Source organism: Kitasatospora sp. NPDC059747 (genome assembly GCF_042732955.1).
Classification (GTDB): domain Bacteria; phylum Actinomycetota; class Actinomycetes; order Streptomycetales; family Streptomycetaceae; genus Kitasatospora.
In genome coordinates this window covers 23,048-44,089 of the sequence record NZ_JBHWGV010000053.1, presented here as the reverse complement: position 1 = coordinate 44,089, position 21,042 = coordinate 23,048, and the positions used below count along the sequence as shown (strand labels likewise).

General features: G+C 74.8%; 14 protein-coding genes, 1 tRNA gene and 3 pseudogenes. 8 read left to right on the top strand and 10 right to left on the bottom strand.

What is annotated here, in order from left to right; genetic code table 11:
- Positions 1-2,871 (bottom strand): annotated as a pseudogene (locus ACFV4G_RS23185) (hypothetical protein); the annotation flags it as partial.
- A 62-nt stretch (positions 2,872-2,933) separates the two neighbouring features.
- Between ACFV4G_RS23185 and ACFV4G_RS23180 the strand changes: the two are divergent.
- Complete coding sequence (locus ACFV4G_RS23180; protein ID WP_380443350.1) at positions 2,934-3,317, top strand: hypothetical protein; 384 nt, start codon at positions 2,934-2,936, stop codon at positions 3,315-3,317.
- Positions 3,318-3,416: 99 nt separating this feature from the next.
- Here ACFV4G_RS23180 and ACFV4G_RS23175 read toward each other — a convergent pair whose 3' ends face one another.
- The 5 genes from ACFV4G_RS23175 to ACFV4G_RS23155 all read right to left on the bottom strand — a co-directional run bounded on the left by ACFV4G_RS23175 (position 3,417) and on the right by ACFV4G_RS23155 (position 7,913).
- Positions 3,417-3,572, bottom strand: coding sequence for a hypothetical protein (locus tag ACFV4G_RS23175; protein ID WP_380443348.1), 156 nt, complete (start codon positions 3,570-3,572; stop codon positions 3,417-3,419).
- 80 nt (positions 3,573-3,652) lie between these two features.
- Positions 3,653-3,979 (bottom strand): hypothetical protein, encoded by a 327-nt coding sequence (locus ACFV4G_RS23170; RefSeq protein WP_380443346.1) that lies wholly within the window; start codon positions 3,977-3,979, stop codon positions 3,653-3,655.
- 38 nt (positions 3,980-4,017) lie between these two features.
- Positions 4,018-5,508, bottom strand: coding sequence for a hypothetical protein (locus tag ACFV4G_RS23165; RefSeq protein WP_380443344.1), 1,491 nt, complete (start codon positions 5,506-5,508; stop codon positions 4,018-4,020).
- A 109-nt stretch (positions 5,509-5,617) separates the two neighbouring features.
- Entirely contained in the window at positions 5,618-7,837 is a 2,220-nt protein-coding gene (locus ACFV4G_RS23160) for a hypothetical protein (protein ID WP_380443342.1), read from the bottom strand.
- Positions 7,837-7,913, bottom strand: a tRNA-Arg gene (locus ACFV4G_RS23155). The genes ACFV4G_RS23160 and ACFV4G_RS23155 overlap by 1 nt, the downstream gene beginning before the upstream one ends.
- A gap of 255 nt (positions 7,914-8,168) precedes the next feature.
- On the opposite strand from ACFV4G_RS23155, the gene ACFV4G_RS23150 reads away from it, so the two are divergent.
- Positions 8,169-9,005, top strand: a complete 837-nt coding sequence (locus ACFV4G_RS23150) for a hypothetical protein (RefSeq protein WP_380443340.1) — start codon at positions 8,169-8,171, stop codon at positions 9,003-9,005.
- Positions 9,006-9,172: 167 nt separating this feature from the next.
- A complete protein-coding gene (locus ACFV4G_RS23145) occupies positions 9,173-9,487 on the top strand; it encodes a hypothetical protein (protein ID WP_380443338.1) in 315 nt (104 codons plus the stop codon).
- Between the two features lie 66 nt (positions 9,488-9,553).
- Here the strand turns inward: ACFV4G_RS23145 and ACFV4G_RS23140 are convergent, their stop codons facing one another.
- Positions 9,554-9,862, bottom strand: coding sequence for a hypothetical protein (locus ACFV4G_RS23140; protein WP_380443336.1), 309 nt, complete (start codon positions 9,860-9,862; stop codon positions 9,554-9,556).
- Between the two features lie 162 nt (positions 9,863-10,024).
- Here ACFV4G_RS23140 and ACFV4G_RS23135 point away from each other — a divergent pair, with 162 nt between their 5' ends.
- The 3 genes and pseudogenes from ACFV4G_RS23135 to ACFV4G_RS23125 all read left to right on the top strand — a co-directional run.
- Positions 10,025-10,918, top strand: a complete 894-nt coding sequence (locus ACFV4G_RS23135) for a hypothetical protein (RefSeq protein WP_380443334.1) — start codon at positions 10,025-10,027, stop codon at positions 10,916-10,918.
- 114 nt (positions 10,919-11,032) lie between these two features.
- A complete protein-coding gene (locus ACFV4G_RS23130; protein ID WP_380443332.1) occupies positions 11,033-13,828 on the top strand; it encodes a penicillin acylase family protein in 2,796 nt (931 codons plus the stop codon).
- 82 nt (positions 13,829-13,910) lie between these two features.
- Positions 13,911-14,156 (top strand): annotated as a pseudogene (locus ACFV4G_RS23125) (SPFH domain-containing protein); the annotation flags it as partial.
- On the opposite strand, the gene ACFV4G_RS23120 reads toward ACFV4G_RS23125, so the two are convergent.
- On the bottom strand, positions 14,144-15,418 hold the full coding sequence (locus tag ACFV4G_RS23120) for an RNA-guided endonuclease InsQ/TnpB family protein (protein ID WP_380443330.1): 1,275 nt from the start codon (positions 15,416-15,418) through the stop codon (positions 14,144-14,146). The pseudogene ACFV4G_RS23125 and the gene ACFV4G_RS23120 sit on opposite strands and share 13 nt — an antisense overlap.
- Before the next feature lie 136 nt (positions 15,419-15,554).
- Here ACFV4G_RS23120 and ACFV4G_RS23115 point away from each other — a divergent pair.
- Positions 15,555-15,947 (top strand): annotated as a pseudogene (locus tag ACFV4G_RS23115) (hypothetical protein); the annotation flags it as partial.
- A 65-nt stretch (positions 15,948-16,012) separates the two neighbouring features.
- Here the strand turns inward: ACFV4G_RS23115 and ACFV4G_RS23110 are convergent.
- Positions 16,013-18,184, bottom strand: a complete 2,172-nt coding sequence (locus ACFV4G_RS23110; protein WP_380443328.1) for a trypsin-like serine protease — start codon at positions 18,182-18,184, stop codon at positions 16,013-16,015.
- A gap of 365 nt (positions 18,185-18,549) precedes the next feature.
- Between ACFV4G_RS23110 and ACFV4G_RS23105 the strand changes: the two genes are divergently transcribed.
- A complete protein-coding gene (locus ACFV4G_RS23105) occupies positions 18,550-18,873 on the top strand; it encodes a DUF1330 domain-containing protein (protein WP_380443326.1) in 324 nt (107 codons plus the stop codon).
- Here the strand turns inward: ACFV4G_RS23105 and ACFV4G_RS23100 are convergent.
- On the bottom strand, positions 18,843-21,042 hold a 2,200-nt coding region (locus ACFV4G_RS23100), incomplete at its 5' end, for a M4 family metallopeptidase (protein ID WP_380443324.1). The genes ACFV4G_RS23105 and ACFV4G_RS23100 overlap by 31 nt on opposite strands.

Sequence of the window (21,042 nt, the reverse complement as noted above, 5' to 3'; positions counted from 1 at the left end):
GGCGGGGCCCGGGGGGGGGGGGGCGGGGGGGGGCGCCCCCCCCGCGGGGGGGGGGGGGCCCCCGGGGGGGGGCGGCCCCCCCCCCCGGGGCCCCTCCGGGAGCAGCCCGAACAGGGCGGGCATCAGCTCGGTGTCGGGCGCGGAGCGGCGCGGCAGGACGGGCGGGGTCTCGGCGAGGATCGCGACCCGCCGGTGCAGGGCCAGGCGGCGCTCCTCCACCCGGGCGGCCCGCAGGGTGACCGCGGCGACCGCCTCGACCAGCACCGGGTCGGTGACGGCGGGCAGTTCGCGGGTGACGGCGGCGCGCAGCGCGCCGGGGCCGTCGAGGGCGGCGGCGAGCAGGGCGTCGGCGGCGGGGCGGGTGACGGCGCGCAGGGCGCGGGAGGCGGCCCGGTCGCGGGTGCGCAGCAGGTACCAGTAGGCGGGCGGCAGGGCGCTGCCGCCGCAGACGGTGACGGCGCGGGTGGGGGTGCCGCGGGAGCGGCGGGGCGTGTCGTGGCCGTCCTGTTCCCACAGCAGGGTGCCGTCGGGGGTGTAGGCGCGGACGCCGGTGCGGGTCTGGGACTCGGCGAGGACGACGTCCTCGGCGGCGCCTTCCGGGGGTGCCCACAGGCCCCAGGGGGTCTGGCCGGGGCGGTCGATGTCGAAGCGGGCGGTGCGGCCGTCGACGCTTTCGAGGAGGAAGTGGTCGGGGGCGTGGTCGCGGTGGCGGGTGCGGTACAGGACGCGGGTGCCGACGAGTCCGTCGCGGCTGCCGAGCGGGGAGGTGGTGAGGGTGTCGGGCAGCGGGGCGAGCTGGAGGTCCTCGTGGGAGACGGTCATGCCGGATTCGGCGGGCCGGGCGGGGTCGGCGGGGCGGCCGGGGAAGGCGGGCAGGGGCGTCTCGTCGCGGGGTTCGCCGGTGGCGGGGTCGACGGGGCGCCAGGGGCGGTCGCCGAAGACGGCGTTGGTCCAGATCCGCGTGCCGTCGCCGAGCTGGAGTTCGTCGCCGTCGATGCCGTGGGTGTCGCCGGGGCGCAGCACGTGTCCGCCGCTGTGGCGTCCGGTGCCGTCGGCGGTCTCGAACTGGAAGCCGTAGGCGCCGTCCAGGCTTCCGCCGTAGGGGACGAGGCCGCGGACTTCGCCGGGGGTGAAGGGGGTGTCGGGGTGGTCGGCCCAGACGGCGGTGTCGCAGTGGTAGGGGCTGGGCTTGAGGGTCCAGCTGATGAGGAAGGAGCCGCCGGCGTAGTGGGCGGCGAAGAGGGTGGCGTCGTCGGGGACGGTGAAGCGGCAGGTGGCGCGGATGCCGTCGGGGTCGACGGCGACGGCGCGTTCGCGGTCGAAGACGGTCAGGACGGGCCAGGTGCAGGTGATGCCCTCGATGCCGGTCGGGCCGTCGGCCCCGTCCGCTTGCGCCTCGAATTCGGCGCGGACCGACTCCAGGGCGGGCCAGGCCAGTTCCTCCGGCAGTCCGGCGGCCAGGGAGCGCCGCAGGGCGCCGGCGGTACCGGCCTCGGCGAGGGCGTCGGTGAGGCCGGCGAGGGCGGTGACGGTGGGGCGGTCGAGGACGGTCTCCAGTTCGGTGACGGCCTCCTCGGCTCCGGCCATGCCGCCGCCGGCGACGGTGTCGAGGAGGCGGGCGACGCGGGCGGCGACCTCCTGGGCGATGCCCTCGTTGCCCGGCAGCAGGGTGATCGCGGTGCCGGCGCGGCGGCGGGCGGACCCGTGGTGCGGGAGCAGGCCGGCGTGGACGGTGCCTTCCAGGCGGGGGCCGAAGACGGGGTCGGCGGCGAGGGCGGCGAGGTCGCGGCGGGAGTCCTCGCCCCAGAAGCGCAGGCGCGTCTCGGGGCCGGGGTCGGTGACGGGCACCCGGGCGGCGAGGCAGGCGTCGAGGAGGTCGGCGTCCAGGCCCTGCCAGTGGTAGCGGGTGGTGTGGAGCGTCACGGCGCTGCCGCCGGCCCGCAGGCGGGGCCCGAACCGACCGACCGTGTCGAGGAGTTCGGAGGGAAGCTGCTGGCGGGCGACGCCGCCGCCGGACTGGCGCGCGTACTGGTACATGTGGGCGAAGCGCCCGAGCCAGCGGTGCAGGCCGCCTTCCGGGACGACCCGGCCCTCGGCCATCGCCCGCACCGCGCCGCAGGCGATCAGCAGCCGCAGCCAGGCGCCGCCGTCGGTGGTGCCGGACGGGAAGAGCTCCACGAGGGCGGCGAGGTGCGCGCCGGTGGGCGGATGGGCGTTCAGGAGCGGCGCGGCGTCGTTGAGCAGGGCGGCCGGGAGGGCCTTGTCCCGTGCGGTGGCGAGGATCGCGCCGGCCATCCGGGCGGCCTCGCCGTCGCCGTGTCCGGCGGCCTTGGCGGAGGCGCGGGCGCGGCGGACCAGGTCGGCGGGCAGCTCGGCGGGCGAGGCGGCCCAGGCGGTGAGCAACTCGTCGAGGGCGGTGTGGGCGGCGGACGGGTCCAGCGTTTCGGCGAGGAAGCGCTGGTGGGCGGCGAGTTCCTTGGCGGGCAGGGCGCCGCACCGGGCGAACAGCAGGGCGTTGGCCCGCCGGTAGCCGGGGTCGACGGGCAAGCCGTGGGCGGACTCGGCCGCGCGGGCGGCGACGTAGGCGCGGGCGGCGGCGCGGATGCCGTTGCGCAGCAGGTGGTGGCCGACGGTGTCCCAGAACCACGGCAGGTGTGCGGGCGGCAGCCGCCGGGCCCGGCGTGCCATCAGGTCGACGAATCCGCCGGGCTTCTCCCAGTACCGGTTGAACTGGCCGTTCATCTCCTCGACCGCCTCGCGCGTGGCAGCGGCCGCGCCGGGGTCGTGGGCGGCGGCCCAGTCGGCGTACGTGGTCGAGGCGTACGCGTCGGCGGTGGTGGCGGGCAGGAGGGATTCCAGCGGGGCGATCATGCTCCGGATCGTCGCACGGGCCTGTGACAGGGCCCGCGAGGGGGCAGGGCACAATGGGGCCGGTGACCGTCTTCGCCTGTGTGACCTGCGACAACCCGCTGACCGGCGCGCTCCGCGAGGCCCGGCCGGCCGCCGATGGCGGGCAGCGGGCGGCCCGGCACCGGATCGGCAGGCCGCGGATGGCGCGGGGCACGTTCTCGGCCGGGCGGGACGGGGCGGTGTTCGTCGTGCACCCCGACGACGTGCCGGGCACCCGCCGGCACCCCGACAGCGGGCGGCGCAACGGGTGTTGCGGTCCCGACGGCCTGGACGGGCCGAACCTCGTCTGTGCGGGCTGCGGCGCGGAGGTCGCGACCAAGGAGGCGGACTGCTGGACGCCGAACCTGGTGGCGCTGATCGCCTCAGCCGTCCGCATCCTGCCCGAAGCCGCGGGCGGCGAGCGGTAGTTCGGGCAGCGGCCAGTCACGGTCCGGTGCCCAGGCGGGCCCGAAGGACACGCCCTGGACTCGTGGCGCCGGGGCGGAAGGGTTCGGGCCGGCGGCCCGTCACCGGGCGGGCCGGGCCTGGCAGGCGGGCTGGTGCCAGGTCGTGCGCACGGGGGTGCCGTCGGGCAGGCGGTGCTCGGTGTGCCAGGTCCGGCAGCAGGCCGGGCGCTGGTAGGGGCGGCGGCGGGGGCGCGGGGACGCGGTGTGGATGGTCATGCCCGGCGTTCTGCCACCGCCGGGCGCCGCCCAACCCCTCGGCACCCGAAAGGGCGACTGGTGGTTTGCCCGGGTCCGGGTCAGCCGGCGGCGGTGGGGGCCTGCGTGTCCGCGGCGTCGGCGGCGAGTTTGCGTTCGTCGGCCCGCAGGTTCTCGGCCTGTTCGCGCAGGCGCCGCCCGGCCCAGCCGTAGGACGCGCGGGCGTCGGGGGTGGTCATCCGGGGGCCGATGGTCTCGGCCAGTTCCCGCGCGGTGTCGAGCAGGTCGGCGAGTGCGCCGAGCAGGGCCGCCTCGTCCGGCCGGGGGACGTCGGCGCGGCGCGTGCGGGCGCGGGGCAGGGCGTTCTCCCTGATCTGTGTCCTGGCCTCGCCCACGACCCTGGTCATCGCCGCTATGTCGGGATCCATCCCGGCCTCCTGCCGTCCGTGCGGGCGTTGATGTCCCGCTATGCCTCCCCCGGCGGCCGGGGCGTCAACCAGGGGCGCGGACGGAAGCGCGCGGCCGGGGGCACGGTGCGGGCGCGGGTCGCGGCGGCGGCCAGGAGGGCGGGGAGGGGGCCGGGGAAGGGGCGCATCAGGGTGTCGACCTCGCGCCACAGGCCCGGTGCCGGCGGGTGGGCGGCGAGGTGTTCGGCGAGGTGGGCGAGGGCTGCGGTGTGCAGGGCGGCGCGGCCGCCGCCGGGTTCCCGGGTGCCGGCGTGGAAGGCGGAGGTCTGGCCGGCGTGGCAGGCGACGGCGTAGGCCGGGCGGGCGTGGTCGACGGCCTGCCGGGCGGTGATCCGGCCGAGTTCGATCGCGGACCACACGTGGTGGATGTCCAGGCCGTCCTTGCCGATCGGGGTGGCGGCCAGGACGGCGAGCGGGTCCGCAGCGTCGAGGGGGCCGAGGACGGGCGGGCGGCGGTGGTACGCGGACGGCGGCGGTCCGTCCGCGCGGGGTGGGGGAACGGCGGGCCCGGGAGCTGCGGGCACGGGGGCTGCGGGCACGGGAGCTGCGGGCCCGGGAGCTGCGGGCACGGGGGCGGGCCCGGGAGCGGGCAGGTGTCGCGGGGCGGGGCGGCCGGTGAGCAGGACGCGGGCGACGTCGGGCGGGCAGTCGGGGCGTCGGGCGAGCAGCCGCGCCGCCAGGCGCGGCAGGCGGCGGGACAGGCCGGCCGACGCGACCAGCGCCCAGTCCACCCGGTAGGGCTCGGCGAGGATCGCCCGGCCGCGGGGGGCGTCGGGCGCGGCTCGGATCCCGCGCAGGCGGCGCAGCAGGGCGCCGGTGCCGGTGAGGCGGTCCTCGGCGCTGGTGAGGAAGGGTTCGGGGTCGGGTTGGGCGCAGGCTTCGGCGATCCGGCGGGTCGCCTCGTCGAGGTCGGCGCCGGGCGGCAGGGCGGCCAGGACCTGCCGGACCCGGCCGGGGCCGCCGGCCAGGCGTACGGTGCGCCAGGCGTCGGCCCAGACGGTGGGCGGGATCGGGTCGCCCCAGCGGTAGGTGCGGCGGTCGGTCAGGGCGGCGGCGGCGAGGTCGGGGTCGCGGGAGGTCAGGGCGGCGCGGTGGTGCTCCGGGCGGTAGCCGCTGCCGGCAACGACGACGGCGGGGCGGCGCAGCCGCAGCCGGCATTCGACCGGGTAGGTCAGGGACGGGTTGTCGGCCAGGCGCGCGTCGATGCCGGTGTCGTCGAGGTCGGCCAGGCGTTGCTGGGCCTGCGGGTTGCGGACGGTGCGGGCCAGGGCGCGGCGCACGGCCGGGGTGGCGTCGGTGACGGCGCTGTCGGTCACGGTGGGCGGGTGGTCGTGGCCGAGGAAGAAGAAGTCGGGGTCGGCGTCGACGAGTTCGGCGAGCGCGGCGGCCCGGTGGGCGCGGGGCAGCAGCGCCACCAGGCAGCCGACGTCGAAGCGCCGGGCCAGTGCCTCGACATTCCGGGTGTATTCGTCCGCCGCGTCGACTGCCATGGCAGCGGACCGTAACAGGCGCCTGGCGGGCGCCGCGTGGATTTCGCCGGGCCCGCCCGCGTGGGCGGCCGGGGTGGTAGGGGCGTCGGGCCGCGTGGCTGGTCGGGCGTCAGGCCCCGGACCGCTCGCCGGAGGTCCAGCCCAGGAGCGGGGTGTGTACGGGTGGTGCGCCGAGGGCGAGGTGGGTGAGGTCGGCGACGGCGTCGGCGAGGGCTGCGGGATGGGGGCGGGCGGTGAGGGCGTCCAGGGCGGCCGCGCGGGTGCGGGGCGGGCACAGGGAGAGGTGGAAGAGCATCTGGCGCCACGCGAAGGCGGCGCTGCGGCGGGCGGTGCGGGTGGTGAGACCGCGGGAGGCGAAGCCGCAGGCGGTGGTGAAGGCGCGTTCGGCGAGGACGTCCCAGCCCTCGGGCGGGGTGAGGGCGCCGGGCCCGGCGAGGGTGGCGAGGTTGTGGGTGGTGAGGATCTGGGCCTGTTCGATGACGGCGCCGTTGCCCGTCACCGACCAGGGCGCGCCGGTGCGCCCGGCCCGACGGGTGCACAGGGCGGAGAACTGCCAGGTGTCGTCCATCGCGTAGACGGAGGCGTAGTCGATGCCGAAGTACCGCTCGTAGAGGGATCCTTCGAGGAGTTCGGCGGCGATGCGGGCGGCCTGGAGGTACTTGGGGCTAAAGCCGCCCATGAAGATGTCGGCGGCCAGTTCCTCCACGAAGGGCAGGTCGATGCCGGCCTCGCGGGCGAGCGCGGACAGTTCGCCGAGCAGCGGGTTGGGCAGGAGCGTGCCGGGGAACGTCGCGACGGCCAGGGCGCCGAGGCGGTGCAGCGTGGCGAGGTGGGCGTCGCGGGTGATGGCGTCGGTGGTGCGGTGCGGGCGCACGGCGAGGTTCCAGGGGAGTTCGTCGGCGCGGACCTGGCGGGCGTAGTGGAGCAGGAGCAGGGAGCGGCGGCCCGCGAACGCCTTGTGGCCGGCGGCGGTGAGGGCGCGCAGGGCCGGGTCGGGGTGGGCGGAGGCCTCGGTGACGGCGGCGAGCTGGGGCGCGAGTTCGGCGAGGACTTCGGCGGAGGGCACCAGGCCGCGGGCGATGAGGGTTTCGACGGGGGCGCTGGTGGCGGCGAGGACGGGCTTGTGGAGGGCGGGCGGGACCGTGGTGCCGGCCGGGAGAGCGGTGCTCTCGGCCTCGGTGACCGGGGTGAGGAGGGCCTGGGGGTCGGCCAGGCCGTCGTGCCGGGGGTGGTCGGCGAGGCGGGCGATGAGCAGCCGGGCGACGGCGTGGTGGGAGGGCTGGGCGGCCTGGCGGGCCTGTGCGCGGCGCAGGGTGGTGTGCTCGGCGGAGCCGGGCAGGCCGCGGCGGCGCACCATCGCGTCGACGGCGTGGCGCAGCCGGCCGCGGGTGCGGGGGTCCAACTGCCGTCCGGTGACGGTCAGTTCGAGTGCGGTGCGCAGGACGGCGAGGTTCTCGCGGGGGTTGCGGTGCTTGCCGCACAGGGGGTGGGCGGCGGCGAGGGTGCGGTAGCGCAGGAGGAGTTCTGCGCCGCGGCGGTGCCACGGCCCGTCGGGGGTCTGGCCGTCGGGGGTCTGGCCGTCCGGCACCGGGCTGCCGCCGGCGGCCAGCCAGTGGGTGAGCAGGTCGTCGGCGAAGGGCGCCCAGACGGTGAGGGCCTCGCGCTGGGCCTCCACCGCGCGGTTGGGGGTGCGGCGGGCGAGGGCGGCCGAGGCCTCGCCGGCGGTGCGGCGGTGGACGGTGTCCGGCGCGGCCGACGGGGCGTCGGCGGGCTGCGGGGTGAAGCGCAGGCGGGCGGCGAAGGGCCGCAGGACGTCGACGAGGTCGAGCGCGGCCTGCTGCTCGCCGGCGCGGACCAGCCAGGCCACGGTGAGCAGCGCGGCCTCCTCGGGCACGGTGATGCGGTAGCGGCCGGTGTCGAGCAGGTGCCAGAGGTGGGCGAGTCCGGGCTCGGTGAGGGAGTGTGCGAAGAGTTCGGCGCGGCCTTCGGGGATGCCGGCGCGGCGGCAGGCGTCGGCCTCGTGGGGCTGGAGGGGGCCTTCGGCGCGGGCGCGGCCGGTGGCGAAGCCGCCGTGCAGGACCTCGGGGGTGACCCAGGCGGGCAGGTCGGCGGCGGGGGTGCGCGATCCGATGGCGAGGGTGCCCGCGCGCAGGCCGGCCAGCACCTCGCGCCAGCCGGCCGCGCGCTGTTCGGCGCGGGCGCGGGTGGCCGGGTCGGGATGGGCGGCGGCGGCGACGAAGGCGCGGGCCAGCTGCCCATGGGCGTAGTCGGTGGAGACGGCGCCCGTGGCGAGGGCCCCTGACGGCTGCTGCTCAGCGTTTCTGTCCATGGCCGACGTGGCGGGCCCTGCCCCCGCGCCCTCCAGGACCGAAGCCTGGTGCTCTGTCTCGCTGAGCTACACGTCGTCGCTGCGGCCAGACCTTACGAGGGCGGGCGGCGGCGGTGCAAGCGGATATTCCGGCTGGTCAGAACTCCCCCGTCGCACGCTTCGGCCCAACGCGGAGTGACGAACAGTAACCCTAAATGACAGCTTTAGGTCTCGTCCCAACTTTCCCCCTCCGGCGCTCCCGGAGTGACGGAGCGTAGCCGCCGAGCGCCGCCGCGCGGGCGGATCTAGCCTGACGGTATGGCTTGCCCCGCACGCCCAGGGAGGTGCGCGCATGCGTCGCACGATCGGTTCGCGAGCGGGGGTCGTCATGGCGGCGGCGGGGTTGGCGGCCGCTGTCTGCGGGGCCGCGCCGGCGGTGGCGGCCGGGAGTGACGGGCCACGGACGGTGACGGTGCAGGCGTGTCCGGACGAGTCGACCGGGCCCGGGCTGCCGCCGCTCAAGGCGCTCGCGGCGCAGGTCACGCTCCCGGACGGGGTGAACCTGCCGCCGGGCGCGGCGGTGTTCGGCGCCCGCTACCCCGGTGACGCGCAGTACGTGGTCGCGCCGGGCGGCTGGACGTGCGACGTCGTGTTCTTCGCCGCGGACGGCGGCGAGCAGGTGTACGTCCACCCGGGCCCGCACGCGGCCGATCCGCTCGGCGCCTCGTACTCCGGGCTCGTGCAGGCCGTGTTCGACAGCGGCGGCGTGCAGACCGACGTCGACCTGGCCTGTCCGTTCGTGCCGCAGGCCGCGCGGGGCGGGCAGTGCCTGGCGCCGCCGCGCCAGGCCGCCGACGTCGTGCACGCCGTGCGCACCGGGGACCCGAACCTGTACGCGGCGGCGGTGTCCGTCCCGGCGGGCACGCGGGAGCCGAACCTCGCCGCGAGCGGGCAGGCGCCGGCCGGGACGCCGCCGGGGCAGGTGTTCGCCCTGGTCACCCTCGCGGGCACCGGCGGGACGGCGCAGTCTGTCGGCTGCGCGGTGCCCGGGCCGGGAGCGGCGAGCACCTGCCAGGCGACCCTCGGCTACTTCCTCGCCGGCAGCGTGCTGGGGCCGAAGCTGAGCGCGGGCCAACTCTCCGCGGCGCTCACGGACTTGAACGGTTTCGTGGCCTCACAGGTGCACTGACGAGGCCGGCCTTCCCCTAACCGCCGCGCGAGACTGGAACGGGTATATGCCAGGAGCGTCGGCGGCATTGACGGGCTATCAGCCAGGATGCATCGTGTTCCCCAGTCCGTTCATTTCAGCTCTTTCAGCGGAGGCGTCCGGGAATGGGGATGGGGATCGGGATGGGTGTGCGCAGCAGGGTCGCCGGGGTGGTGTCGGCCGGGCTGATGCTCGTCGGTGTGGCGGGGGTGCAGTTCGTCGGCGCGGGGACGGCGGACGCCATGCCGCCGTGCTACCGGCAGTGGACCGGGAACAGCGGGTCGACGATGTGTCCCGGGTACGACGTGTCCCACGTGGTCATCGGCTGCGTGCACGCGGGCGTGCCGTACAGCGTCGAGGGGCCGTGGGTGAAGCGGGGCGACTTCTCGTTCGCGCGCTGCAACAGCGGCGACGGGCTGCAGAAGGCCACCAACCCGCCGAGCGTGTGGTGGGAAGAGGGCTGAGCCGCCGACGGGGGACGGGTGCGCGCAGGCCGGGCAGCGTTGCGCGCACCCGCGGCGGCCGAGGGTTCAGTCGCCGCGCTCGCGGAGGGTGGAGGCGGTGAAGGAGATCGCGAGCACGACGGCGAGCGCGAGCAGGACCGCGCCGATGACGATCGCCGTCCAGCCGCCGCTGGTGAGGTTGTCCAGCTGCTCGCGGTAGGTGGAGGTCTGGGGTCCGGGCATGCCCTCGGAGAACGAGCCGGTGGTGTGGGGCTCGCAGATGTCGCCGGGCGACATGGGTTTGCCGTAGCAGGTGGGCACGGCGGCGTGCAGCTTGTGGACGCCGAGCAGCAGCAGGCCGACGCCCGCGACGAACAGAACGAGCACGATCAGCACTGCCCCGGCCTTCCGACTCCCCCGCCCGTGCCGGTGTCCGGCACCTTTCGCCCGAATGTACCTCGGGGCGGTGGTGAACGAACCCGGCCAAAGAGCGACAGGTCTGTCACGGAAGGGTCAAATCGGCTGGTGCACAGGGTTGTTGGGTCGACACTGTGCGGCATGAGTGCGACGCGTGGTGGCGTGGGGGTCCTGGTGGCGGCGGCGTGTGCGGTGCTGCTCGGCGGCTGTACGGGGGCGGGCGGCGGGACGGCCCGGCCGACGGCCCCCGCAACGACGGCGACAGCGGAAGCTAGCAGCGGCCTGACGCCGGAGGCCACGTACACGCTGCAGGGCTCCCCCTCCCCCGCCGAAGTGCGGCAGGTCGCCGACCAGTTGCAGCGCCGGGCGCAGGCGATGGGGCTGGCCGCGCCGAAGGTGGAGGTCAGGGGTGCGGCGGTGTCGCTGTCGGCCGCCGGGGCGACGCGCGAGCAGTTCGCGGCGCTCGCGCAGCAGGGGCACCTCGGGTTCCGTCCGGTCCTGGCGCTCGCGCCGTCCCTGCCGAACGGCGCGCCGGCGCAGGGGGCGGTGTCGGCCGACCCCACCACGACGCTCCAGGTGCCGAACTGTTCGGACGCGGCGCAGCGGACGGACCGCCAGTCGGCCTCCGGCAAGCCGGCCGTGGCGTGCGGGTACGCCGCGGAGAACGGGATCTGGTACGGGTTCGCACTGGGGCCGGTGGCGGTGGACGGCACGGACGTGTCGGCGGTGAAGGCGGTCGAGGACACGCAGAACGGGGCCGGCTGGCAGATCGACCTGACGTTCGACGCCGTCGGGGCGCAGGCGTTCGCGGACGTGACGGGCCGGCTGGCGGCGCAGCCGTCGCCCGCCAATCAGTTCGCGATCGTGCTGGACGGCGCGGTGGTGTCGCATCCGGCCGTCGCCTCCGCGGTGCCGGGCGGTGCGGCGGTGATCTCGGGGAGCTTCACGGAGGCGGAGGCCCGGCGTCTGGCGGCGCTGATCGGGGACCGTCTGCCGGTGCCCCTGCTGCTGACGGAGACGACGCTCCCGAACTGACGCGTCGTCAGCCATGGTGGCGAAACGGTGAAGTGGCATGCACGCCCCTAGAAAACCGGCGGGTAACACCCTTACCGTCGAGGCCCCCGCAGCTTCCCCACCCAGGAGCTCGACGTGCCCCGACGCCCCCACGTCCCCCTACCCCTCCCCCGGCTGCTCGCCGCCGTACTGGCGGTTGCGCTGCTCCTCGTACCCGCGCTCGCCACCACGCCCACGGCCGCCGCGCCCGCCACGGCGGCAGCGGCCGACTACTGCGCGGGCCGCTGCAACGACATCCTGCCGCCCGGCGAGAACGGCAACGCCACGCTCGCCGAGATCCTGCTGAACCGGGTGTTCGGCACCCGCCCGGCCCACACCGACGACCAGCTCGGCCCGTACGCCTCGCTCGCCTCCGGCTACCCGGGCCTGACGGAGGCCGGGCTGCGGAGCTTCTTCAACGACGCGTCGTTCGGCGTGCCGGCGGACCAGGTCGCGAGCACGGCCAGTCCGCGTTCCGACGTGACGATCGTGCGCGACAAGGCGACCGGCGTGCCGCACGTCACCGGCACCACCCGTTACGGCACCGAGTTCGGCGCGGGCTACGCGGCCGCGCAGGACCGGCTGTGGGTGATGGACCTGTTCCGGCACGTCGGGCGCGGCGAGCTGTCCGGTTTCGCGGGCGGCGCGGCGGCCAACCGGCAGCTGGAGCAGACGTTCTGGCGCGCGGCGCCGTACACCGAGGCCGAGCTGCAGCAGCAGATCGACGTGCTGTCCTCGCGCGGCGGGCGGGCCGCGCAGGCGCTGGCGGACGCCTCGGCGTACCTCGACGGGATCAACAAGTACATCCAGCAGGCGTACGACTCCCGGACGTTCCCGGGCGAGTACGACCTGACGGGGCACGTGGACCCGATCACCAACGCCGGGTCGATCGCGCCGTTCACCCTGACCGACCTCGTGGCCCTCGCCTCCGTCATCGGCGCGCTGTTCGGCTCCGGCGGCGGTGGTGAACTCGCCTCCGCTCAGGTCAAGTCGGCCGCCGAGGCGCGCTACGGCAAGGACGCCGGCGACGCAGTGTGGCGCTCGCTGCGCGAGGCGGAGGACCCGGAGGCCGTCCAGACCCTGCACGACGGGCAGGCGTTCCCGTACGCGACGGTGCCCGACGACCCGCGGGGCGTCGCGATGCCCGACCCGGGGTCGGTGGTGAGCGAGCCGGAGGTCTACGACGCCACCGGGTCCGCGCAGTCGGCGGCCACCGGCGCCAAGGGCGTGCTGCCGGGCAACCTGCTCAGCGCGAAGCACGGCATGTCGAACGCGCTGCTGGTCTCCGGCGCGCACACCGACGACGGGCACCCGGTGGCGGTGTTCGGCCCGCAGACCGGCTACTTCGCGCCGCAGCTGCTCATGCTGGAGGAGCTGCAGGGCCCGGGCATCAGCGCGCGCGGCGCGGCGTTCGCGGGCCTGAGCTTCTACGTGGAGCTCGGGCGCGGGCAGGACTACGCGTGGAGCGCCACCTCGGCCGGGCAGGACATCACCGACACCTACGCCGTGCCGCTGTGCACGAGCGACGGCTCGCCGGTGACGACCTCGTCCAACTCCTACCTGTGGCACGGAACTTGTACGCCGTTCGAGCGCCTGGAGCGCAAGGACGCGTGGAGCCCGACCACCGCCGACTCCACCCCGGCCGGCTCCTACACGCTGGTGTCGTACCGCACGAACTACGGCCTGGTGAGCGCCCGCGGCACGGTCGGCGGGGCGCCGGTGGCGTTCACCTCGCTGCGCTCCACCTACCGGCACGAGGCGGATTCCATCATCGGCTTCCAGGAGTTCAACGACCCGGGGGCGGTGCACGACGCGGCGAGCTTCCAGCAGGCGGCGCAGGACATCAACTACACGTTCAACTGGTTCTACGCCGACTCGCGCGACATCGCCTACTACAACTCCGGGTCCAACCCGGTGCGCGCCCCGGGCGTCGACCCTGGCCTGCCGGTGCTCGCCCAACCCGCCTACGAGTGGGCCGACTTCGACCCGGCGGGCAACACCGCCCGCTACACCCCGCCGGCCGAGCACCCGCAGTCCGTGAACCAGGACTACTACGTCTCGTGGAACAACAAGCAGGCCACCGGCTACACGGCGGCCGGCTTCGGCAACGGCTCGGTGCACCGCGCCAACCTGCTGGACGCCCGCGTCAAGTCCCTGGTGCAGCAGGGGAAGGTGAGCCGGGTCGCGCTCACCCGGGCCATGGAGGGCGCGGCCCTGACCGACCTGCGTGCCGAGGACGTCCTGCCCGACCTGATCCGCGTCCTGCGCAGCGCCCCCGTCACCGACCCCGCCGCCCTGGCGGCGCTGCAGAACCTGGAGGCGTGGCTGGCCGACGGCGGTACGCGGCACGAGAGTTCGCCCGGCAGCGGGGCGTACGCGGACGCGGACGCGATCCGCGTGATGGACGCGTGGTGGCCGCTGCTGGCCGACGGCGTGATGCGCCCGGGCCTGGGCGACCAGCTGTTCACCGCGCTCACCGGGGCGCTGCAGATCGACGAGTCGCCCTCGGGCCGCAGCGGCGGCAGCGGCCCGGTCAGCGCCAACGAGGCGATCCCGCACAAGGGTTCGTCGTTCCAGTACGGCTGGTGGAGCTACCTGGACAAGGACCTGCGCGCCGTCCTCGGCGACGGCGTCGCGGGCCCGCTGGCCCGGCCGTTCTGCGGCGGCGGCGACCTCGCGGCCTGCCGGACCGTCCTGCTGAACACCCTCGCGCAGGCGGCCGCCCAGGGCCCGGCCCAGGTCTACCCGGGCGACGGCGACTGCGCGGCCGGCGACCAGTGGTGCGCCGACACCGTCATCCAGCGCCCGCTCGGCGGCGTCACCGACGCCAAGACCACCTGGCAGAACCGCCCGACCTACCAGCAGGTGGTGCAGTTCCCCGCCCACCGCTGACCGGCCCCCACCCCGCTTCTCGTCGGATTGACGAGAAGCGGGGTCGCCCCATATCGTCAAGGCGACGAAAAGGGGTTCCACGATGGCCGACATCACCAGGCGCTTCGGCATGCGCCACCTGCGCGCCGTTCCCACCGCGCACATCCGCCACCTGCGCCGCGGCAGGGTCGCCCACGACGGCACGGGCCTGGCGTTCTGGTTCCGGCCGCTGACCGCCGCGATCTCCGAGGTCCCGGTGGACGACCGCGAGCTCGCCATGCTTTTCCACGCCCGCACCGCCGACTTCCAGGACGTCACCGTCCAGGCCACCCTCACCTACCGCTTGACTTCCTCCCGACCCTTACAAGCCGGGATTGCGGTCACGCGTGCGGCGCGGGAGCTTCGCCCCGTTCGTGTGCGCGTGACCGGTGGTTGACGCTTCACGGACCGGCTAGTGCCGAGGTCTCCACGCCCTGACACCGCATGCCCTGCGGCGTTGAGGATGTTCTTCGCCGCGTTCACGTCGGCGTGATCCCGGTGCCCGCAGGCGGTGCACCCGAAGGCCGCTTGGCTCTCGCGGCTCGTCGGGTCCACGTGCTTGCAGGCATGGCAGGTCTGCGACGTGTACGCGGGATTGACCAGCACCACAGCGGTGCCGGTAGTGCGCGCCGCGTTGCGCAGCGCGAGTTCGAGCAGGTGCCATCCCTTGTCCAGGATGGCACGGTTCAGCCCTGCCTTCTGCCGGACATTGCGGCCGGGCTCCTCGACCGTTCCCGCCGCCGACGCGGTCATGCTTCTAGTGCGGAGGTCTTCCAGCACCACCACCGCGTTGCAGGCGGCCAGCTCGGCGGCGGTCTGCGCGCAGAAGTCCGCGCGGCGGTCGCGGACTCGGCCGGTGATGGCGTTGATCTTGGCCAGCACTGACCTGCGGCGGTTGCTGCCGCGCTCGCACCGGGAGAGCCTCTGTTGCAATCGCCGCAGCCGCTTCGCCTCACCTGGCGTGACGTACGGGCGGTCGTGGAAGTCGCCATCGCTGGTGGTCGCGGCGATCCTGACGCCCCGATCGACTCCGACAGCGGCCTGCGGCATCGCGTGCCGCTCGGGCGTGGCCCGGCCGTCCTCCACGAGGAACGACACGAACCAGTGCCGCCCCCGGCGGGTGACGGTCGCCGAGCGCACAACCCCGTCGAGCGGACGCGACCACCGGAAGCGGACCCAGCCGAGCTTCGGCAATTTCGCCCGGCCCCACCTCCGGCCGATCCGCTCCACCATGATCCGGTTCCCTGCCGGAAACCGGAACGACGGCGACCAGCGGGCCTTGGAACGCCACCGGACCCTGAACGTCCCGTGCTCCCGGCACGCCCGGTCCAGATCCCGAAGGGTCTGCTGCAACACGTGGGACGGCGCCTCGGCCAGCCACGGGAAGTCCTCCTTCGCTTCGGCCAGCTCGGCGGCCTGAGGTACGTAGTTCATCCACGCACCCCGCCGCCGGTACTCCCGACGCTGCTCCAGGCCGGTATTCCACACCGCCCGGCAGACGTCACCGAACATCTCGCACAGCCCAGCCTGCGCGGCATCGAGTTCGAGCCGGTACCTGCGACCAGACAGCATTGTGGAACACCCCCTTCAGGCGCTGCGATCAACCTAGAACACGCCACTGACACTCGGCCTGCGCTACTTCGTGGCTCCGGAACAGGGATCGCCTACCTGGCCATAAAAGGCCAGGTAGGCAGAAGAATTGGCCGATCAGACGGCCCGCTACCGCCTGGCGGTCGGGGAGGCCGGGAGCGCCGGGGACGCCGCCGAGGCGCAGGCGTCGTCGGGCGTCCTGGTGGGCACCGGGACGGGCGCCACCGGCTGGTGCCGCTCGGCGTGGCTGGAGCGCGGCGCGCCGCTCGTCCTGCCCGCGCCCGGCGTCCCGGCGCTGGCCTGGTTCGTCCGCGAGGCCTGGCCGTCCCCGGCCACCGGCACCAGCCGGGTCCACGGACTGCTGGACGGCGGGGATCAGTTGGCGCTGACGGTGGAGTCCGAGCACCTGGTGGCCTTCGGCGACGGCATCGAGTCCGACGCCCTCGACCTCACCTGGGGGCAGACCGTGCGCGTCGGCATCGCCGCCACCAGGCTGCGCCTGCTGGGCTGAGCCGGAAGAAAAAGGGCCCCGCTCCCCCGGCCGGAGCGGGAGGAACGGGGCCCGGTACTACTGCACTACTTCACGAAGGTGTTGCTGCTCCAGATGGCGCCGCCGATGCCCTCGCCGCCGTCGGCCTTGTAGACGACGAGGTTGCCGTCGTCCTGGAGCTTCAGGTAGGAGCCGCCGGACCAGAAGGTGCCGGAGTTCCACAGGGCGGTGGTGCCGTCGAGCTTGTAGACCACGGCGTTGCCGTCCTGCTGGATCTTCAGGAAGTTGCCCCAGCCGGTGGTGTTGCTCTGCCACAGGGCGGCGCCGTCGCTGTTGCGGTGCAGGACGAGGTTGCCGTCCCACTGCATCTCCAGCCAGGTGGTCTTGGCGTTCAGGCGGTAGCCCGGGTTGAGCTGGCTGATCGGGCGCAGGGTGGCGTTGCTCCAGACGGTGGTGGCGAGGGTCTCGTCACCGCTCTTGAACATGACGAGCTTGCCGTCGTCCTGGAGCTTGAGGTGGCTGCCGCCGAACATGTAGGTGCCGCTGGCCCACAGACCGCCGGTGCCGGCCGCCGGGTTGCCGTCGGCCTTGTAGACCACGAAGTTGCCGTCGGTCTGCATGAACGCCCAGGCACCCGGGTTGTTCGCGGTGCCGCTGGCCCACAGGGCCGCGCCGTCGCTGCGGCGGTAGAGGACGACGTTGCCGTCCTTCTGGACCTCCAGGACGGAGGCGGGGCCCTCGCGCCACTGGCCGGCCGAGATGCGGGTGTTGCCGTTGATCGTGGCGTCGCCGCGGAAGGTGCTGGTCGACCACAGGGCGCCGCCGGCGCCCTCGCCGCCGTTGCCCTTGTAGAGGACGAAGTTGCCGTCGTTCTGCAGCTTCAGGTAGGCGCCGTTGTTGAAGTAGGTGCCGGTGGCCCACAGGCCGCCGGTGCCGGCCGCCGGGTTGCCGTCGGCCTTGTAGACGACGAAGTTGCCGTCGGGCTGCATGTAGGCCCAGGCGCCGTTGTTGCCGCCGGTGGCGGTGTCCCACAGGACGCCGCCGTCGGCCTGGCGGTGGGTCAGGACGAGGTCGCCGTCGGCGCGCATCGTCAGCTTGAGGCCGGGGCCGGTGATCGACTGGCCGGCGGTCAGCTTGGTGCCGGGCTTGATCAGCGTGCCGGAGGACGCGGCGGTGGCCGTCACCCAGGAGGCGAGGTCGTCGACGCGGGCCTCGGAGGCGCCGGTGCGGGTCTCGGTCTCGCCGATGCAGCCGCCCTGCCAGGCGAGGCTGGTGACGGCGGCGAGCTCGAAGCCGCCGTTCTTGGCGCGCAGCGCCGGGGCGCCGGAGTCGCCCTTGCAGACGGTGTCGGCGGCGGTCTTGGCGGTGAGGTCGACTGCGCCGGCGCTGACGGCGGCGGCCGTGAGCGCGGCGGTGTGCGGCGCGGCGGGGACCCAGGTGGTCGCGGTGCGGCCGTAGCCGGCGACGGTGAGGTCCTCGCCGGTGGCGGGCGCGGTGGCGGAGACGGCGACCGGGGTGATGTCGTAGACCGGCGCGCCGAGGCGGGCCATCACCAGGTCGCGGTCGGTGCGCGGGGCGATCTCGACGACCGGGATGGTGCGGCCGCCGATCGTCACGGTGCTCTGGGCGGCGGGCGCGCCGGCGGCGGGCTTGTCGCCGAAGCACGCGGCCGCGGTGAGCACCCACTGCGGGTCGACCAGGGTCGTGGTGCAGGCGCGCGAGCCGGGGCGGCCGGGCTGGCCGATCGTCAGGGCGCCGACCGCGGGGTAGGCGCCGGCGGGGGCCGTCGCGGCGGGGCCGTCGGTGGCGTTGAGCTCCAGCAGCGTGGTCGAGCCGCTGGTGCCGCCCTCGCCGACCGGGGTCCAGGCGTTCTTGTTGACGTCGACGCTGGTGACCGTGCCCGCGGTGTTCAGCGTGGCCTTGATCGCGTGGTCGTCGCCCTTGATGTTGTAGATCTGCGGGATCTCCAGCGACAGGTACCCCGTCCGCCCGGTGATCTTGAAGCAGACCTGGCTCGGGTTCGCGGAGCGGCTGTACAGCTCCACCAGGCCCGGGCCCGAGGCGCAGTCGGCGAGCACGATGTGCCCGTCGCCCGCCTTGAGGGTGATGTTGTGGTCCGCCAGGATCTTCGCGGCGCCCGGGTAGGAGAAGTCCTCCACCACCGCCGGTGCGACGGCATCCGCAGCCGATGCCGTCACCGCCGGAACCGACCCGGCCACCACCGGTATCGCCACTGCCAGGCCCACGGGCCAGGCCATTCTTCGCATTCTGCGCTGCACGAACTCTCCCGAGGAAGGACACGCCGGGGGAGACGCCAACGCCCCCCAGAGCCGGCCGTGAAGATGATCAACCGGACGGTATCGACTCCATCCCTGCACGTCAAAGCGCAAATCGACACCAAAGCGCCACATCGGCAACCTCGGGTGAACCGGGGCCGAACCCGACGTGCCGCGCGGGCTCCGCGGGGCGTCCCGGCCGGGGCCTCGGGTGTCCCGACGACGGGGGCCATGGCCGGTCGCCCTACCTATGCGTGACGGATTCGCGGGCGGTACGCCACGGCCTACCGTCGTCGACGTCAGCGCGGAACAGCAGACGACAACAGCGGTAGGCCGAGGAGGATTTGATGAGCGCGTTCGCGATCGCCCAGGTCAGGTCGGTGGAGTTCGGGCCCGACATCGTGGAGTACCTGGAGCGCATCGACGCCACCCTGGAGCCGTTCGGGGGCCGGTTCGTGGTGCACGGCGGGAACGTCGAGGTGGTCGAGGGGAGTTGGGGGACCGACGTCATCGTCATCGAGTTCCCCGACCGGGAGCGGGTGCGCGCGTGGTACGACTCCCCCGCGTACCGGGAGATCCTCCCGCTGCGCACCCGCCACATGGACGCCGACGCCATCTTCGCCGACGGGGTCCCGGAGGGTTACCGGGGCGCGGACTCGCTGGCGCACTGAGCGCCGGCGGGGCGCTCACGGGTGACGAGGTCGGTGCGCCCGGCGGTGGCGTCGAGCCACACGACGCGGGTGCCGCGGTCGGCGGCGGGCGCGTCCTGGGAGCCGCGGTCGCAGGAGACGCGCTCGGGGGTGCCGCCGGTGAGCGGGAGCTGCCACAGCTTGGCCGTCTGCGCGTTGGTCCAGTTGTCGGTGACCCGTCCGGTGCGCGAGACGTAGGTGACCGCGCGGTCGGAGACGGTCAGGGTGGCCGGCTCGGGGGCCGTGGAGGCGGCCGGCAGGAGGTCGGTGACGCCGGAGCCGTCCAGGGCGCCGGAGCGGATCGTGGCGCGCCCGGCGGCGGGGCTCTGGACCCACAGCACGCGTCCGCCGGCCAGGTGGACGGAGTCGGCCAGGTTCTTCGGGTCGGCGGGCACGTACTGGGCGGTGACCTTGCCCTCGGCCAGGGAGTAGGTGGTCGGCGCGGTGACGTAGTCCTGGCCGGACATCCACCCCTCCGTCCAGGCGAGGACGCCGCCGCTCAGGTCGAGGCCGGCGGCGTGGTGGCCGGCGGGCAGCGGGATCACGGTCTCCGGGGAGCCGTCGGCGTGGACGACATGGACGCGGGTGGTGTCGGTGGCGAAGTCCCGGAGCGTGAAGGCGACGTCGCCGCCGGCCGTCCGGATGTTGCCGGGCTGCTGGTTGGTGGAGCGGTAGGCGCTGCGCACCGGTCCTGCGCCGGACAGCGGCGCGGCCAGCACCTCGAAACCGAAGACGCCCTGGGCGTCCTTGCCGACCGCCAGCCACGCCGCGCTCGTGCCGTCGGTGGCGGCCCAGCTGTGGTAGCGGCCGTCGTCCGGGCTCAGGCGCACGGGGGTGCCGCCGCCGGTGACGGTGCCGGTGTACAGGGCGGTGGTCCTGCGGGTGGCGTCGGTGTTGCCCAGCATCACCCAGTGGCCGTCGGCGGCCACCGGGGCGGCCATGGTGGAGGTGATGTCGCGCAGCAGGGTGCGGCTGTCCAGGCCGAGCCGGTGCTGCCAGCCGGCCTTGATGCCGTGGGCGTCGAACGCGGCGGCGACGGTGCGCAGCTGGGCGCGGGTCAGGCCGTCGGCGCGGCCGGCGGCCAGGACGGCGTTGCGGCCGGCGACGAAGTCGTCGAGCGGGGTCATGTACTCGGTGAGCGCGCGGTAGACGACGCGGTCGGCGGTGAGCGGGTCGAGGGTGCGCCGGATGTCCCACAGGGCGCCGCTGAAGATGGTGGAGTTGAGGTGCACGCCGCCGTTGTCGGAGGCCAGGGAGGCGCCGACGTAGTCGTCGACGGTGGTGTGGCGGTCGTCGAGGTGGCGGGTGGCGCAGGCCTGCGGGGTGCCGGTGCGGCACAGGTCCTCGCCGAGCAGCGCGGCCCTGGGGTCGTTCATCGCGATGCCGCGGGTGGTGACCTCGATGGCGTTGCCGAAGTAGTCGGCGAGGCCCTCGTCCATGGCGCCGGACTGGCCGAGGTAGGCGAAGTTGGCGCTGTTGGCGATGACGCCGTGGGTCATCTCGTGGGCGGAGACGTCGAGGGCGGCGGAGAACGGGTAGTACGTGTCGTTGCCGCTGCCGTAGATCATCTTGCTGCCGTCCCAGTAGGCGTTGGGGTAGGGACGGCCGCCGGCGGTGACGTCGACGACGGAGACGATCGGGCCGTTCTTGCCGTCCAGGCCGAGGCGGCCCAGGCGGTCGCGGTAGAAGTCGTAGACGATCCCGGCGTTGAGGTGCGCGTCGGTGGCGCCGTCGGTGCCGGTGGCGGCCGGGAAGTCGGGGGTCGGGGAGCTCGCGGGGCGGGCGTCGGCGGGGATGGTGCCGAAGTCGCCGACGTCGCGGCCGGCCGCGTCGTAGGTGGTGATCGCGGCGGGGCGGGTGAGGTCGGTGAACTGGTAGGTGCCGTCGGGGAGTTTGCCGATGTTGACGTTCGCGCTCTTGCCGTGGACGTCGGGGGCGGTGCCGGTGGCGGGGGTGACGGTGGCCGGGGCCGGGTCGGGGGCGGCCGCGTTGGGCGCGACGGCCTCGGGCCGGGCGGCGGCGGTGGCCGTGGACGGGGTGCGGGCGTCGTGGGCGAGGGCGACGACGCCGGCGGTGGCGTCGACGTAGACGTCGCGCGTGAGCGGGGTGCCGTCGGCGCCGGCGCCGCGCACGGTGTAGTGGCGGGTCAGG